This is a genomic window from Micromonospora sp. NPDC005203 (assembly GCF_042872705.1).
Taxonomy (GTDB): domain Bacteria; phylum Actinomycetota; class Actinomycetes; order Mycobacteriales; family Micromonosporaceae; genus Micromonospora.
The window spans coordinates 712,086-726,353 of the sequence record NZ_JBIAKV010000001.1 but is presented as its reverse complement, the minus strand read 5'-3'; the positions used below and the strand labels follow the sequence as shown (position 1 = coordinate 726,353).

Sequence of the window (14,268 nt, the reverse complement as noted above, 5' to 3'; positions counted from 1 at the left end):
CGGCCAGGAGCGGCAATGATGGTCGGGTGCGGTTCCTTCACGGCGCGGCTCCCGCGCACGACCTGACCTATACCGACGTCTTCATGGCGCCGGCCCGCTCCGACCTGGGTTCCCGACTCGACGTCGACCTGTCCACCGGTGACGGCACCGGCACCACCATCCCGCTCGTGGTGTCGAACATGACCGCGGTGGCCGGCCGGCGGATGGCCGAGACGGTGGCCCGCCGGGGCGCGATCGCGGTGATTCCGCAGGACATCCCGATCGAGGTGGTGGCGAATGTCGTCGCCTGGGTCAAGCAGCGGCACCTGGTCTACGACACGCCCATCACCCTGGGTCCCACGGAGACCGTGGGTGACGCCATCCATCTGCTGCCCAAGCGCTCGCACGCCGCGGTGATCGTCGTCGACGACGCCGGCCGACCGCTGGGTGTGGTCACCGAGGCGGACACCACGGGAGTGGATCGGTTCGCCCAGCTCCGCCACGTGATGTCCACCGAGCTGCACACCGTCCCGGCGGACGCCGACCCGCGTACCGGTTTCGAGCTGCTCTCCGCGGGCCGTCGCCGGCTCGCCCCGGTGGTGGACGCCGACGGTCGGCTGGTCGGGGTGCTGACCCGCCAGGGCGCGCTGCGCGCCACCCTCTACACGCCGGCCGTCGACGACCGGGGCCGGCTGCGCATCGCGGCGGCCGTCGGGATCAACGGCGACGTGACAGGTAAGGCCGCCGCGCTGCTGGAGGCGGGGGTGGACACGCTGGTCGTGGACACCGCGCACGGCCACCAGTCGCGGATGATCGCGGCACTCCAGGCGGTCCGCAAGCTGGACCCGGGGGTGCCGGTCGCGGCCGGCAACGTGGTCACCGCCGAGGGCGTACGCGACCTCGTCGAGGCGGGGGCGGACATCATCAAGGTCGGCGTCGGGCCGGGCGCGATGTGCACCACCCGGATGATGACCGGCGTGGGTAGGCCACAGTTCTCCGCCGTGCTCGACTGCGCGACCGCGGCCCGGCAACTGGGTCGGCACGTCTGGGCCGACGGCGGCGTACGGCACCCCCGCGACGTGGCGCTCGCGCTGGCCGCCGGCGCGTCGAACGTGATGATCGGCTCGTGGTTCGCCGGCACCTACGAGTCCCCCGGCGACCTCTACACCGAGCCGGACGGTCGGCGGTACAAGGAGAGCTTCGGGATGGCCTCGGCTCGGGCGGTCAGTGCCCGTACCGCCGACGACAGTCCCTACGACCGGGCTCGTAAGGCGGTTTTCGAGGAGGGCATCTCCTCGGCGCGAATGTACCTGGACCCGGTCCGACCCGGCGTCGAGGACCTGATCGACGAGATCATCGCCGGGGTACGCAGCGCCTTCACCTATGCCGGCGCGCGAAACCTGACGCAGTTCCACGAACGCGCGATCGTCGGCGTCCAGAGCGCCGCCGGGTTCACCGAAGGAATGCCCCTACCCACAAGCTGGTAACGCACCACCCACCCACCCACTCACCTACCAACCGCCCACCATCCACCCGCCCACCCGCCCACCATCCACCCACCCACCCACCCACCCACCCACCCACCCACCCACGTCGATCATGAGGTCATTGCGCCTCGCATCGGCCCGTCGTGGCAATCAACGCCGTTGCGTCAGGACCGTGGCCGACGGCTCAACCCGCTGTGCTGCCTATCGGGGCTTGGAGAATCGCGCCGATCTTGCACTTTCTGTCGCCGATTTAGGACGGAATGCACCCTAATGTCGGGGCAGAAAGTGCAAGATCGCGATGCAGGATCGGTGGCGAACAGTCATTGCGCCTTAGGCAACGGGGTTGTCGTGGTAATTGCCCCATGTGCAAGCGGGGGAGGAGCGGGGCGAGCGGCCTGGCCCGACCCGCGGGGCGGTCAGCTCGGGATCGTCGGCCCGGTACGGCTCCCGCCGGGACATCACCTCGAAGTGCGCGCGGTGGCCGACGGCGAGGTCGACGTACGCGACCCCGGCGGCCAACAGGTCGTCCCCCGCCGCCGGCAACCCAAGCCCTGGGTGGCGAGCGCGGTGCGCAGGCCGGCCCCGCCAACGTCTCGGCTGCCCGCCGGAGGTTGACCCTCGCCGGGCCTCCGGTGACGCCGATCCCACAGCGCACGGTCCCGCAGATCGTGTTCGTGGCCACTGCTGCGGTAATTTCGTTTGGCCCCTGACTATCAGGGAGCTAAGGTGCTCACCGTGGACATCGTGACCCTCCAGGACGTGCCGCTCGGCCGGCTGCTGCTGGTGGCCGGGCACCTCGTCGAGCAGCGGTGGAACCGCTACCTCGCCGAGGAACACGGTCTCACCCACGCAGGCATGGTGACCCTGATGACGCTCGCCCGACACGGCGAGCTGCCCCACCGGGAGGTCGCCGAGATGGGCTTCGTCCGCCCGGCGACCCTGACCGGCATCGTGGACACGCTGGCCCGGGACGGGCTGGTCGAGCGGCAGCGCGACGACAGCGACCGGCGCAGCATCCGACTTGCGATCACCCCCGCCGGTCGGGAGCGGGTGGCGGCACTCACGGCCATGATCCACTCCGGACGCCCCATCACCTCGGTCGACGCCGACCCGGCGAAGGCCCAGGTGATCCGGGAGTTCCTGCTAGAGGTCATCGGCAGCGGGGACGACCCGCGGATGACCAGCCGCCCTACCGATCCGAAGGACCCGGCGTGCTGATCCGACTGTTGCGCAACCAACTGCGCACCTACCAACGACAGTTGCTGGCGGTGGTGCTGCTCCAGTTCGTGGGCACCATGGCCTCGCTCTACCTGCCCAGCCTCAACGCCGACATCATCGACAAGGGCGTGGCGCGGGGGGACACCGACTACATCGTGCACACCGGCGGGTGGATGCTGCTGGTCAGCCTGATCCAGATCGTCTGTTCGATCGCCGCGGTCTACCTGGGCGCGCGGATCGCGATGGGCTTCGGCCGGGACGTCCGGGCCACGCTGTTCGGGCACGTCAACCGCTTCTCCGCCCGGGAGGTGGCCCGGTTCGGGGCACCCTCGCTGATCACCCGCAACACCAACGACGTCCAACAGGTGCAGATGCTCGTCCTGATGAGCTGCACCATGCTGGTCGCCGCGCCGATCATGAGCGTCGGCGGCGTGGTGATGGCGCTACGCGAGGACGTCGGGCTCTCCTGGCTGATGCTGGTGAGTGTGCCGGTCCTGGCCGTCACGCTCGGCGCGATCATCCGTCGGATGGTGCCGGGGTTCCGGCTGATGCAGACCCGCATCGACACGGTCAACCGGGTCCTGCGCGAGCAGATCACCGGCATCCGGGTCGTCCGCGCGTTCGTTCGCGAACCGTACGAGACGAACCGTTTCGGCGTCGCCAACGCCGACCTGACCGCCACCGCGCTGCGGACCGGCCGGCTGATGGCGCTGATCTTCCCGGTGGTCATGCTGGTGCTGAACGTCTCCAGCGTGGCGGTGTTGTGGTTCGGCGCGCAGCGGGTGGACGCCAACGCGATCCAGGTCGGCGCGCTCACCGCGTTCCTGCAATACCTGATGCAGATCCTGATGGCCGTGATGATGGCCACCTTCATGCTCATGATGGTGCCCCGGGCCGCGGTCTGCGCCGAACGGATCGTCGAGGTGCTGGACACCGACTCCTCGGTGGTCCCCGCCGCCGAGCCGGTCAGCGAGCTGGCGACCCGGGCCGAGTTGGAGCTGCGCGGGGTGCGCTTCCAGTACCCCGGCGCGGTCGAGCCGGTGCTGCGGGACATCTCCTTCCGGGCCACCCCGGGCACCACCACGGCGATCATCGGCAGCACCGGCGCGGGCAAGACGACCCTGCTGTCGCTGATCCCCCGCCTGGTCGACGTCACCGCCGGTGCGGTGCTCGTCGACGGGGTGGACGTGCGTGAGCTGGCGCCGGACGAGCTGTGGCGGCGGATCGGTCTGGTGCCGCAACGGCCGTACCTGTTCACCGGGACGGTCGCCAGCAACCTGCGCTACGGCAACCCGGACGCCACCGACGAGGAGCTGTGGGCGGCACTGGAGATCGCCCAGGCTCGGGACTTCGTGGCCCAGATGCCCGGCGGCCTGGAGGCACCGATCGCCCAGGGCGGCACCACCGTCTCCGGTGGGCAGCGGCAACGCCTGGCCATCGCCCGGGCGCTGGTCCGAGAGCCGGAGATCTACCTCTTCGACGACTCGTTCTCGGCGCTCGACCTGGGCACCGACGCGCGGCTCAGAGCCGCCCTGCGGCCGATCACCGCGCAGTCCGCGGTGGTGATCGTGGCCCAGCGGGTCTCCACGATCATCGACGCCGACCAGATCATCGTTCTCGAGAACGGAGGGGTCGTCGGAGTGGGACGACACGCGGAACTGCTGGAGACCTGCCCGACGTACGCCGAGATCGTGGCGTCCCAGCAGACGACGGAGGTGGCGGCGTGAGCGAGCGCGACGAGCCGCGCACCGCGGCCGTACCCAGTCAGAAGCCGGCCGGCGACGAGCGGACACCGGGAGGGGACGCGTCGGCGCCCGGCGGCGGCGCGGCGACGCCGAAGCGGCTGCCGCCAGGCCGTCCCGGCGGCGGTCCGCCGTGGATGAGTGCCGGAATGCCCGCCGAGAAGTCGATGAACTTCGGGCCGTCCGCCCGCCGGCTGCTCGGCCGGCTGCGCTCGCACCGGCTGCACCTGGCCGCGATCATCACGTTGGCCCTGGTGAGCGTGGGGTTCAGCGTGGCCGGGCCGAAGATCCTCGGCCACGCCACCGACCTGATCTTCACCGGGGTGATCGGCCGGGACCTGCCCGCCGGCACCACCGCCGAGCAGGCCGTCGCCGCGGCGCGGGCCAGCGGCAACAACAGCTTCGCCGACATGCTGGCCCGGATGGACGTGGTGCCCGGCACGGGCATCGACTTCACCGCTCTGAAGCGGGTGCTGCTGCTGGCCCTCGGGCTCTATCTGGCCGCGAGCGTGCTGTCCTGGTGGCAGGGTTGGCTGCTCAACGGCGTGGTCCAGCGCACCGTGCTGCGGCTGCGCGCCGAGGTGGAGGAGAAGCTCAACCGGCTGCCGCTGCCGTACTTCGACAGGCAGCCCCGCGGCGAGCTGCTCAGCCGGGTCACCAACGACATCGACAACATCTCGACGAGCCTCCAGCAGACGCTGAGCCAGCTGCTCACCTCGCTGCTGACCGTCGTCGGCGTGCTGGCCGTGATGTTCTGGATCTCACCGCTGCTGGCCCTGGTGGCCCTGGTCGCGGTGCCCCTGTCGGTGCTCGTCACCCAGCGCATCGCCAAGCGCTCGCAGAGGCAGTTCATCGCCCAGTGGACGCACACCGGCGAGTTGAACGGCCAGATCGAGGAGGCGTACACCGGTCATGAGCTGGTGAAGGTCTTCGGTCGGCAGCGTGAGGTGGAGGCCGCGTTCCACGCGAAGAACGAGGAGCTGTTCCGGGCGAGCTTCGGGGCGCAGTTCGTCTCCGGGATCATCATGCCGTCGATGATGTTCATCGGAAACCTGAGCTACGTGGCGATCGCCGTGGTCGGTGGGCTGCGGGTCGCCTCCGGCACGATGAGTCTGGGCGACGTGCAGGCGTTCATCCAGTACTCCCGGCAGTTCACCCAGCCGCTCACCCAGCTCGCCTCGATGGCCAACCTGCTCCAGTCCGGGGTGGCGTCGGCCGAGCGGGTCTTCGCGGTGCTCGACGCGGACGAGCAGACCCCCGACCCGCCTCAGCCGGCCCGGGTCGCCGACCCGCACGGGCGGGTCGAGTTCGAGCGCGTCTCGTTCCGCTACGAGCCGGACAAGCCGCTGATCGACGACCTGTCGCTGGTCGCCGAGCCGGGGCACACGGTGGCGATCGTCGGCCCGACCGGCGCCGGCAAGACCACGCTCGTCAACCTGGTCATGCGCTTCTACGAGCTGGACGCCGGCCGGATCACCCTCGACGGGGTGGACATCACCACAATGCGCCGCGACGACCTGCGCGGCCGGATCGGCATGGTGCTCCAGGACACCTGGCTGTTCGGCGGCACCATCCGGGACAACATCGCCTACGGGCGCCCGGACGCCACCGAGGAGGAGATCCTCGCCGCCGCTCGGGCCACGTTCGTGGACCGGTTCGTCCGCAGCCTGCCGGACGGCTACGACACCGTGATCGACGAGGAGGGCAGCAACGTCAGCGCCGGCGAGAAGCAGCTCATCACCATCGCCCGCGCGTTCCTCGCCGAGCCGTCGCTGCTGATCCTGGACGAGGCCACCAGCTCGGTGGACACCCGTACCGAGGTGCTGCTGCAACGGGCGATGGCCGCGCTGCGCTCGGACCGGACCAGCTTCGTCATCGCGCACCGCCTCTCCACCATCCGCGACGCCGACCTGATCCTGATGATGGAGGACGGCCGGATCGTCGAGCAGGGCAGCCACCAGCAACTGCTCGCCGCCCACGGCGCGTACCACCGGCTCTACCGCTCCCAGTTCACCGGTGCCGTGGCCGACGAGGAACCGGCCGAGCCCGCCGCCCAGCCGGCGTCGGTCTGAGGGGCGGGTCGCCGCCGTGCGCGCCACGCGACCGACGGCGACCCACCCCGGCTCGGCGGGTGGGTCAGCCCGCCGGGAGCAGCTCGGCGGCGCGGGCGGCGACCTGCCCGCCGATCAGGGCCAACGCCGCGTCGGCGGGCATCGGGTCCAGTGCCCGGCCGCCACGCAGGCGCAGCGCGAGGCGCCCGTCGGCCGCCTCCCGGGCACCCAACACCCCGAGGTACGGGACGCGGCGGCGAGCCGCGTCCCGGATCCGGGCACCCAGCGAGCCGACGCCGTCCACCTCGACCCGCAGGCCGGCGTCGACGGCCCGGCGGGCCAGATCGGCCGCCGCGTCGGCCTGGCCGGCGTCGACCGGCAGCAACACCAGTTGGACCGGGGCGTACCAGGCCGGGAAGGCGCCCTCGTGCACCTCGATCAGGTACGCGAAGAGCCGCTCCATGCTGCCGACCAGGCTGCGGTGCACCATGACCGGTCGACGCCGGCTGCCGTCCGAGTCGGTGTAGGACAGGTCGAACCGCTCGGGTTTGTCGAAGTCCAGCTGGATGGTGGAGATGGTCGACTCCCGGCCGGCCGCGTCGACGATCTGAATGTCGATCTTCGGGCCGTAGAAGGCGGCCTCGCCGGGCGCCTCGACGTACTCCACGCCGGCCAGCGCGCCCCGGAGCAACTCCTCCGCGTGGGCCCACTGCGCGTCCTCGCCGACGTACTTCTCCCCCGGCCCGCGCAACGAGAGCCGGAAGCCGGCCGGGCGGACGCCGAGCGCGGCGTGCGCGGCGCGGATCAGTCGGAGGATCTCGACGACCTCCCCGCCCACCTGCTCGGGGGCGCAGAAGGTGTGCGCGTCGTTGAGCGAGATGGCCCGTACCCGGGCCAGCCCGCCGAGCACCCCGGAACGCTCCGAGCGGTACATCCCGCCCAGCTCCGCGATCCGCAGCGGCAGCTCCCGGTAGGAACGGCCCCGCGCCCGGAAGACCAGCGCGTGGTGTGGGCAGAGCGCCGGGCGGAGCACGAACTCGTCGTCGGCGCTGAGCCGCATCGGCGGGAACATGTCGTCGGCGAAGTAGCCGAGATGGCCGGAGAGTTCGAAGAGTTCGCGCTTGCCCAGCGGCGGCGAGTAGACGTGCCGGTGGCCGGAGCGGCGCTCCAACTCCCGGACGTACTCCTCGACGGCGTGCCGGGCGGCAGCGCCGGCCGGCAGCCAGATCGGCAGGCCGGCGCCGGCCAGCGGATCGGAGACGAAGAGGTCCAGCTCACGGCCGAGCCTACGGTGGTCGATCATGTCGGGCTCCTGGATCGGGTACGACCCGGAGGCGACCTGGGCTCCGTTCGGCGCGCGGCCCTCGGGGGCGGATCGCCCCGGGGCCTGGTCGACTGTGGTTACGTCAGAGCGGCGCGCCGGGGATTCCCGGCGTCGTGGTCACCACAACCGCGCTGCGCATACGGCGACCGTACTCGCGGGGCAACCGGGGACGCACCCGGATTTGCGGCGGCGAGCAGAGGGGTGGGCCGCCGGCGCGGGACCCGCCGGCGGCCCTGGCGGCCCGAATCGTCAGGAACGGGGGACCCGACGGGCATGGGCCGCGCCCGTCAACGGTACGCCGACGTGCGCCGTTCTGCCGCCCGGTACCGGACGGGTTGGACGGGCGACGAACCCGTCACCCGAGATCGGTTGACCTCGTTGAACCTGGGTGGCCCCCGTCGTGTCGACCGTCACGACGGGCCGGGCCTGTCCTCCGTGACGCCGGACACGCCGTCAGGCTCAAGACACCCAATCGGCCGCATCCGGCGAGGTGGCAGGCGTGCCCGAACTACTGACTGACGTCGCATCGCCGACGTGGGCGTACCTGGTGCTGCTCGCCCTCCTGATCGCGGACGCCTTCGTCCCGGTGATCCCCACCCAGATCGTCATGATCACCAGTGGTGCGCTCACCGTCTACGGCGGGCTCAACCTGCCGGTCACCATCGCCGTCGGTGCACTCGGTGTCTTCGCCGGCGACCTGGCCTGCTACCTGCTCGGGCGCAACGCACCGGACCGGCGGGCACCCCGGCACGCCGAGCTGAGCCGGGCCCGTCGGATGGCCAGTCGGGTCACCAAGGGGCTCCGCCAACCCGGGCCGATGGTCATCCTGCTCTGCCGGTTCGTGCCCGGCGGCCGGATGGCGGCCTGCTTCTCGGCCGGTCGCAGCCGTTACCCGTATCGGCTGTTCGTGCTCTACGAGGCCGTCGCCGCGCTGGGCTGGGCCACCTACGGCGCGCTGGTCGGGCACCTCGGCGGCACCGCGCTCACCGAGTCGGCGTGGCGACTGGCCATCATCGCCACCGCCGCCGCGGTCGGCTTCGCCGCAGCGGGATGGGCGATGACGCTGGTCAGCGCCCGCCACGCCCGCGCCGCCGCGCCCTCGCCTGCCCCGCGATCTTGCATTTAGTGTCCTCGCATTTGGGGCGTGTCGCGCATAAGGGCGACCGGAAGTGCAAGATCGCGGAAGGTGGGCCGGGGGGTCTCTAGGGGTTGCCTCTCGGGGCGATTTCGGTGGGCTTCCCGGATCCGGCTGGGGTGCCCGCGGCGACAGGCTGAGGCATGCCTGGAACCCGGAACACCGGTCTGCTGGCCCTGGGCGGGATCGCCGTGGCGGCGCTGCTCACCGTGATCGGTCACCTCGAAGTTAACGACGACCTCAGCCCCTGGACGCTGACCATCAGCGACTTCGCGGTCTCCGACCGGGGCGGCGTCATCGACGTGGCCATGGTGGTGCTCGCCCTCGCCACGGTGGCGCTGCTGTACGGGCTGCGCCGCACCGGCCCACCCCGACCGCGCGCCGGGACGGCCGAGTTGCTGCTCGGCGCGTGGGTGGCCGGGCTGCTGCTCGCCGCGGTGGTGCCGACCAACGAGCCGGGCACCGCCATGACCACCGAGGCCTACCTGCACCGGTACGCCTCGGTGGTCGCCTTCCTGGCGCTGCCGCTCAGCGGTTGGCTGCTCGCCCGCCGGCCGACCCTGGCCCCCGCGGCCCGGACGCTCCGCACCCTCGTCCTGCTCAGCCTCGCCCTGGCGGGGGCCATGATCTGGTCCGCCTACCCCGGCGACCGAATGCTCATCGGTCTGGCCGAACGCCTGCTCATCCTCACCGAGGTGGCGGTCCTGGCCACGGTGGCGGTGATCCAGACCCGGAGGGTCACTCCAACTCGTGGAGCATCAGCTGGCGCGCTGCTTCGGTGATCGAGCCGGACAGCGACGGGTAGATGGTGATGGTCTGGGCCAGCTCGTTGACCGTCAGGTTGTTCTCCACCGCCATCGTGATCGGCAGGATCAGCTCGCTGGCCTTCGGGGCGACCACCACACCGCCGATCACCTGGCCGCTGGCCGGACGGCAGAACAACTTCACGAAGCCGTCGGAGAGGTCGTCCATCTTCGCCCGGGCGTTGCCGGACAGCGGCAGCATCACCTGCCGGGCCGGGGTCTTGCCCGCGTCCACCTCGTCCTGCGAGACGCCCACGGTGGCCAACTCCGGGTCGGTGAAGACGTTCGCCGCGACGGTACGCAGCCGCAACGGGCGGACCGCCTCGCCGAGGGCGTGCCACATGGCGATCCGACCCTGCATCGCGGCGACGCTGGCCAACAGCAGCACGCCGGTGCAGTCACCGGCGGCGTAGATGCCTGGCACGTTGGTCCGGGAGGCCCGGTCGACGGTCACGTAACCGCCCCGGCCCAGCTCGACGCCGTACTCGGTCAGGCCCAGGTTGGCCGTGTTGGGGATCGAACCGACGGTGATCAGCGCGTGCGAGCCGGTGACCCTGCGGCCGTCGGAGAGTTCCACCTCGACGCCGTCGGCGGTACGTCGTACCGCGTCGGCCCGGGAGTTGTTGAGGATCTCCATGCCCCGGTTGCGGAACACCCGCTCGATGGCGGACGCGGCGTCGGCGTCCTCGTGCGGCATCACCCGGTCCCGGCTGGACACCAGGGTCACCTGGACCCCCATGGCCAGGTAGGCGCTGGCGAACTCCGCGCCGGTGACACCGGAGCCGACCACGATCAGGTGCTCGGGCAGCTCCGGCAGGTCGTACACCTGGCGCCAGGTCAGGATGCGCTCGCCGTCCGGTACGGCGGTGGGCAGCTGGCGGGGTGTCGAGCCGGTGGCCACCAGCACGGTGGTCGCCGCGATGGCGTATTCCTCCCCGCCGTCCGCGGGCGTCACGACGACCAGGTGGGTGTGCCCGAGGGCGTCCTCGCCGAGCCGGGCGGTGCCGGCCACGAAGGTGACGCCGGCCTTGAGGAGCTTGGCGTGGATGTCGGCGGACTGCGCCAACGCCAGTCGCTTGACCCGCTCGTGCACGGCCCGGGCGTCGACGGTGACCGCCTCCAGGCCGTCCGAGTGCACCCCGAACTCCTCGGTGTCCCGATAACCGGTGACCACCCCGGAGCTGGCGATGAAGGTCTTCGACGGCACGCAGTCGGAGAGCACGCAGGCCCCGCCGGCCCCGTCGGCCTCCACCACGGTGACATCGGCGTCCAGCTGGGCGGCGACCAGCGCCGCCTCGTACCCGGCCGGCCCCCCACCGATGATCACGATCCGGCTCACAGCGTTCGCCCTTCGTCCAAGCTCACAGTGACTTTGTTCTCCCGAGCGCATTCGACACGCACAGTCGTATTCTCCCCCACCCGTCCGCCGGGCTATCGTCATCGCCGTGCGTCATCACGCCGCCTACGGCTCAAATCTCGACCCTGCCCGGATGCGTGCCTACTGTCCGCATTCGCCGATGGTGGGCACCGGCTGGCTGGAAGGCTGGCGGCTGACCTTCGCCGGCGCGGACGTGATCGGCTGGGAGGGTGCGGTCAGCACCCTGGTCGAGTCGCCCGGTGACCGGGTCTTCGTCGCGCTCTACGACATCCACCCCTACGACGCGGATCAGCTCGACCAGATCGAGGGGGTGACCGCCGGCACGTACCGCAAGCTGCACGTCCGGGTCTCCACCCTCGACGGCGACGTGACCGCGTGGATCTACGTCTTCAACGGGTACGAGGGCGGCCTGCCGACGTCGTGGTATCTGTCCGAGATCGCGAACGCCGCCGAGAAGGCGGGCGCCCCGGACGACTACGTCACCGAGTTGCGGTCCCGCCCCACCGGCACCGCGTCGGCGTAGCAGCGCGTATCGCACCTCCCCAGTCTGCTCCCGCCGCCGAGCGGAGCGCGGGTCGGGTGCGACGAGGGTCGTCAATCACACACCGGCGGCGAGGTCGGCCCGGGTGCGGTGCAGCAACTCGACAAGCTCCGCGCCGGCAGCCGGACCGAGGGCCGTGAACGCGGGCGCGACGAGACGGTTGGTCACCGCCTCCGCCCAGAGTCGCCGGCGCACCAACGGCCCGATCGGCGGGTAGGGCGGGGGCCAGCCGCAGGCCACCGCCCCGGCCTCCCCCTCCGGCCCGGCCAGCACGGCCTCCAGCGGTGTCATCCCGGCGGCGCGTACCGCCAGTAGGTAGGCACCGGTGAAGTGTTCCCGGAGCAGTCGCAGCCCGGCGGCGCTGCGGGCGCCGGCGGAGAGATCCGGCAGCGGCATGGCCCGCCACGCGGCGAAGAGCGGCATGGCGCTGGCGTCCGCCGCCACCACCGCACGCTCGACGAGGAACGCCAGGCGCTCGGTGCCGGGCAGGGCGTCGAGCTGCTGCGCGCCCCATCGGCAGCACTCGGCGAGGCTCGCCGCCGCCACCTCGACCGGCGGGACGATCCGGGCGGCGGCGTCCCACCCGTCGGCGACCGCGTCCGGGGCGATGAACCCCAGCGCCGCGGCGGCCGTCTCGGCCCGCACATCGCCCAGTGCGCCAGCCCGACCACTGATGTAGAACGCCCAGCCGGAGATGCCGAGCAGTCGGGCACGGCGCAACGTGGCCGGGTCCCGGGTGAACGCGTCGCCGAGGTCGAGTACGACCGGCTTGCTGGCGGCAGCAACCTGCTCCGGTGTCATCCGAGCGGCCCTCTCGGGCAACCCGATCCATCGACCACGACGAGGCCCCGATCCGGGGTCACCCGCCCTGGACGGCCCGCACACCCGTCGTCGTCCATCGATGGTCAGTCTCCCGCGCCACCGTCCTCGTCCGCATTCCCCTCTTCGGCCGCCAACGCCTCGACCGCCGCCTCGACCTCGCCTGCGCGCCGCCGAGCCACGGTGACCGCTCGCTCGGCGGCACGCCGAGCGAGCTTGGCCCGGCTGAGATCCTGCTCGGCGACCGCCCGCCGCCGCTCCAGCTCGGCCAGTTCGGCCTCGATCCCATCGAGTACGGCAACATCGTTTCGCTCCTGTCCGGCCGCCTCGGTCAGCTCGACCTCCGCGCGTTGCTGGTCGGTCCGGGCCTTGGCCAACTCCCGATCCAGGGCGCGGCGCTGCCGGGCCCGCTCGGCACGGGCGGCCCGGTGCGCGGCCTGCTCGGCACGCTCCGCAGCCCGATCCGCGCGGGGCACCGCCTCGGGACGCCCTCGCTGGGCACCCGGTCGGCGGGCGGGGCGTTCCTCCTCGGGCTCCTCGTCGTCGTCGCCGGTGACCAACCTCAGCTGCGGCCGGGGCACCTCGCCGAAGCCGGCGTAGCTGGCCGCCCGGAGCAGGCGGCCCGCCCGGACCTGCTCGGCGACGTCGACGTCGGAGAACGCCGCGTTCAGCGTCGACTCCACCTCGGCCAGTGGCAGCCGACCAGCCGGTGGCGCGTCCGGCTCCGCCGCCGCGAGCTTGCGAATCTCGGCGACCAGGGCAGCGACCACCGCCCGGCGCTGCGCGGACAACTCCCGCAGTCGAGGCCCACGCAGCTCCCGCTGGGCCGTCCGCAGGGCATCGGCGAGTCCGACCAGGTCGGCGACCAGCTCCGGGCGTTCGATGGCGAGCAGGTTCACCAGCCAGGCCGCCACCGTCGGGCGACGTAGCCGGGCCAGTTGTCGGGCAGCGCCCGGGTCGCCGGCACGACGAGCATCGGCCACGGCGGCGTCCCGGGCGGCCACGAACCGGTCCGGTGGGATGCGGTAGAGCTGCTGCACCAGCTCCGCTGACGGGCCGGGCATCGGATCAGACGTCCACCCGGCTACCGGGCTCCAGCCGCTGGTACTCGGTGCCGGACAGCGCGGTGTACTGCCCGTTCAGCACGCGCAGACCGTTGTCGTTGAGCAGGCCGTCGTGCAGGGCGTACGCCCGCCGGGGCGCGACCGCGCGGATGAAGTCGAGCACCTCGGAGAACTTCGACCAGGGGGCGTGGATCGGCGCGAAGAGCGTGTCGACGGGAGTCTCGTCGGGCACCACCAGGGAATCGCCCGGGTGGTAGACCACGTCGTTGATCAGGTAACCGAGGTTGTCCACCACGGGGATGTCGGGGTGGATCACCGCGTGTCGTCCCCCGTACGCCCGGACGGCGACCCCGGCGGCGGTGAACGACTCGCCGGGCGTGACCGGGTGCAACACCTCGGCGGTGTCGCCCAGGGTCTCGGCGAGTGAGGCCGGCCCGTGGATCGGGAACGGCCGCCGGTCGAGCTGCTGGCGCACCGCGGCCAGGTCGAGGTGATCAGCATGCAGGTGGGTGATCAGCACCGCGTCCGCGCCGTCCAACGCCGACGCGGAGTCGCCGAACACCCCGGGGTCGACGACGAGCACTCCCCCGTCGTGTTCCATCCGGAGGCAGGAGTGGGCGTACTTGGTGAGCCGCATCGTGACTCCTCGATTATCGAATCGTGACGTCCTCAGCGCAGTCTGCCGGAACCGGCCGACGTGTGCGCCGCGTCCGAGCTATCGCCACAC

At 71.8% G+C, this 14,268-nt stretch carries 12 protein-coding genes; 7 read left to right on the top strand and 5 right to left on the bottom strand.

Annotated features, from left to right (window positions below; translation table 11 throughout):
- The first annotated feature begins 26 nt into the window (after positions 1–26).
- The 4 genes from ACFYPM_RS03560 (at position 27) to ACFYPM_RS03545 (ending at position 6,498) form a co-directional block, all read left to right on the top strand.
- On the top strand, positions 27–1,466 hold the full coding sequence (locus tag ACFYPM_RS03560) for a GuaB1 family IMP dehydrogenase-related protein (RefSeq protein ID WP_357368583.1): 1,440 nt from the start codon (positions 27–29) through the stop codon (positions 1,464–1,466).
- Between the two features lie 735 nt (positions 1,467–2,201).
- Entirely contained in the window at positions 2,202–2,684 is a 483-nt protein-coding gene (locus ACFYPM_RS03555) for a MarR family winged helix-turn-helix transcriptional regulator (RefSeq protein WP_387190847.1), read from the top strand.
- Positions 2,678–4,411 carry an ABC transporter ATP-binding protein gene (locus ACFYPM_RS03550; RefSeq protein ID WP_387190844.1) on the top strand — a complete coding sequence of 578 codons (1,734 nt, stop codon included), beginning with the start codon at positions 2,678–2,680 and terminating at the stop codon, positions 4,409–4,411. Before ACFYPM_RS03555 ends, ACFYPM_RS03550 begins: the two co-directional genes overlap by 7 nt.
- Before the next feature lie 152 nt (positions 4,412–4,563).
- Positions 4,564–6,498, top strand: a complete 1,935-nt coding sequence (locus ACFYPM_RS03545) for an ABC transporter ATP-binding protein (protein WP_387191454.1) — start codon at positions 4,564–4,566, stop codon at positions 6,496–6,498.
- A 64-nt stretch (positions 6,499–6,562) separates the two neighbouring features.
- On the opposite strand, the gene thrS is transcribed toward ACFYPM_RS03545, so the two are convergent.
- Positions 6,563–7,780 (bottom strand): threonine--tRNA ligase, encoded by a 1,218-nt coding sequence (gene thrS, locus ACFYPM_RS03540; protein WP_387190842.1) that lies wholly within the window; start codon positions 7,778–7,780, stop codon positions 6,563–6,565.
- 520 nt (positions 7,781–8,300) lie between these two features.
- Between thrS and ACFYPM_RS03535 the strand changes: the two genes are divergently transcribed.
- A complete protein-coding gene (locus ACFYPM_RS03535; protein ID WP_387190841.1) occupies positions 8,301–8,927 on the top strand; it encodes a DedA family protein in 627 nt (208 codons plus the stop codon).
- Between the two features lie 152 nt (positions 8,928–9,079).
- Positions 9,080–9,718, top strand: coding sequence for a DUF998 domain-containing protein (locus ACFYPM_RS03530; protein ID WP_387190839.1), 639 nt, complete (start codon positions 9,080–9,082; stop codon positions 9,716–9,718).
- Here the strand turns inward: ACFYPM_RS03530 and ACFYPM_RS03525 are convergent.
- The gene (locus ACFYPM_RS03525) at positions 9,675–11,078 is read right to left on the bottom strand and encodes an NAD(P)H-quinone dehydrogenase (RefSeq protein ID WP_387190837.1); all 1,404 of its coding nucleotides are present in this window, start codon (positions 11,076–11,078) and stop codon (positions 9,675–9,677) included. The genes ACFYPM_RS03530 and ACFYPM_RS03525 overlap by 44 nt on opposite strands.
- 106 nt (positions 11,079–11,184) lie before the next feature.
- Between ACFYPM_RS03525 and ACFYPM_RS03520 the strand changes: the two genes are divergently transcribed.
- Positions 11,185–11,640, top strand: coding sequence for a gamma-glutamylcyclotransferase (locus ACFYPM_RS03520; protein ID WP_387190835.1), 456 nt, complete (start codon positions 11,185–11,187; stop codon positions 11,638–11,640).
- A gap of 75 nt (positions 11,641–11,715) precedes the next feature.
- Here the strand turns inward: ACFYPM_RS03520 and ACFYPM_RS03515 are convergent, their stop codons facing one another.
- The 3 genes from ACFYPM_RS03515 to ACFYPM_RS03505 all read right to left on the bottom strand — a co-directional run bounded on the left by ACFYPM_RS03515 (position 11,716) and on the right by ACFYPM_RS03505 (position 14,178).
- On the bottom strand, positions 11,716–12,459 hold the full coding sequence (locus tag ACFYPM_RS03515) for a hypothetical protein (RefSeq protein WP_387190832.1): 744 nt from the start codon (positions 12,457–12,459) through the stop codon (positions 11,716–11,718).
- 104 nt (positions 12,460–12,563) lie between these two features.
- Positions 12,564–13,541 carry a hypothetical protein gene (locus tag ACFYPM_RS03510; protein WP_387190830.1) on the bottom strand — a complete coding sequence of 326 codons (978 nt, stop codon included), beginning with the start codon at positions 13,539–13,541 and terminating at the stop codon, positions 12,564–12,566.
- Positions 13,542–13,545: 4 nt separating this feature from the next.
- Entirely contained in the window at positions 13,546–14,178 is a 633-nt protein-coding gene (locus ACFYPM_RS03505) for an MBL fold metallo-hydrolase (protein ID WP_387190828.1), read from the bottom strand.
- Positions 14,179–14,268: the final 90 nt, after the last annotated feature.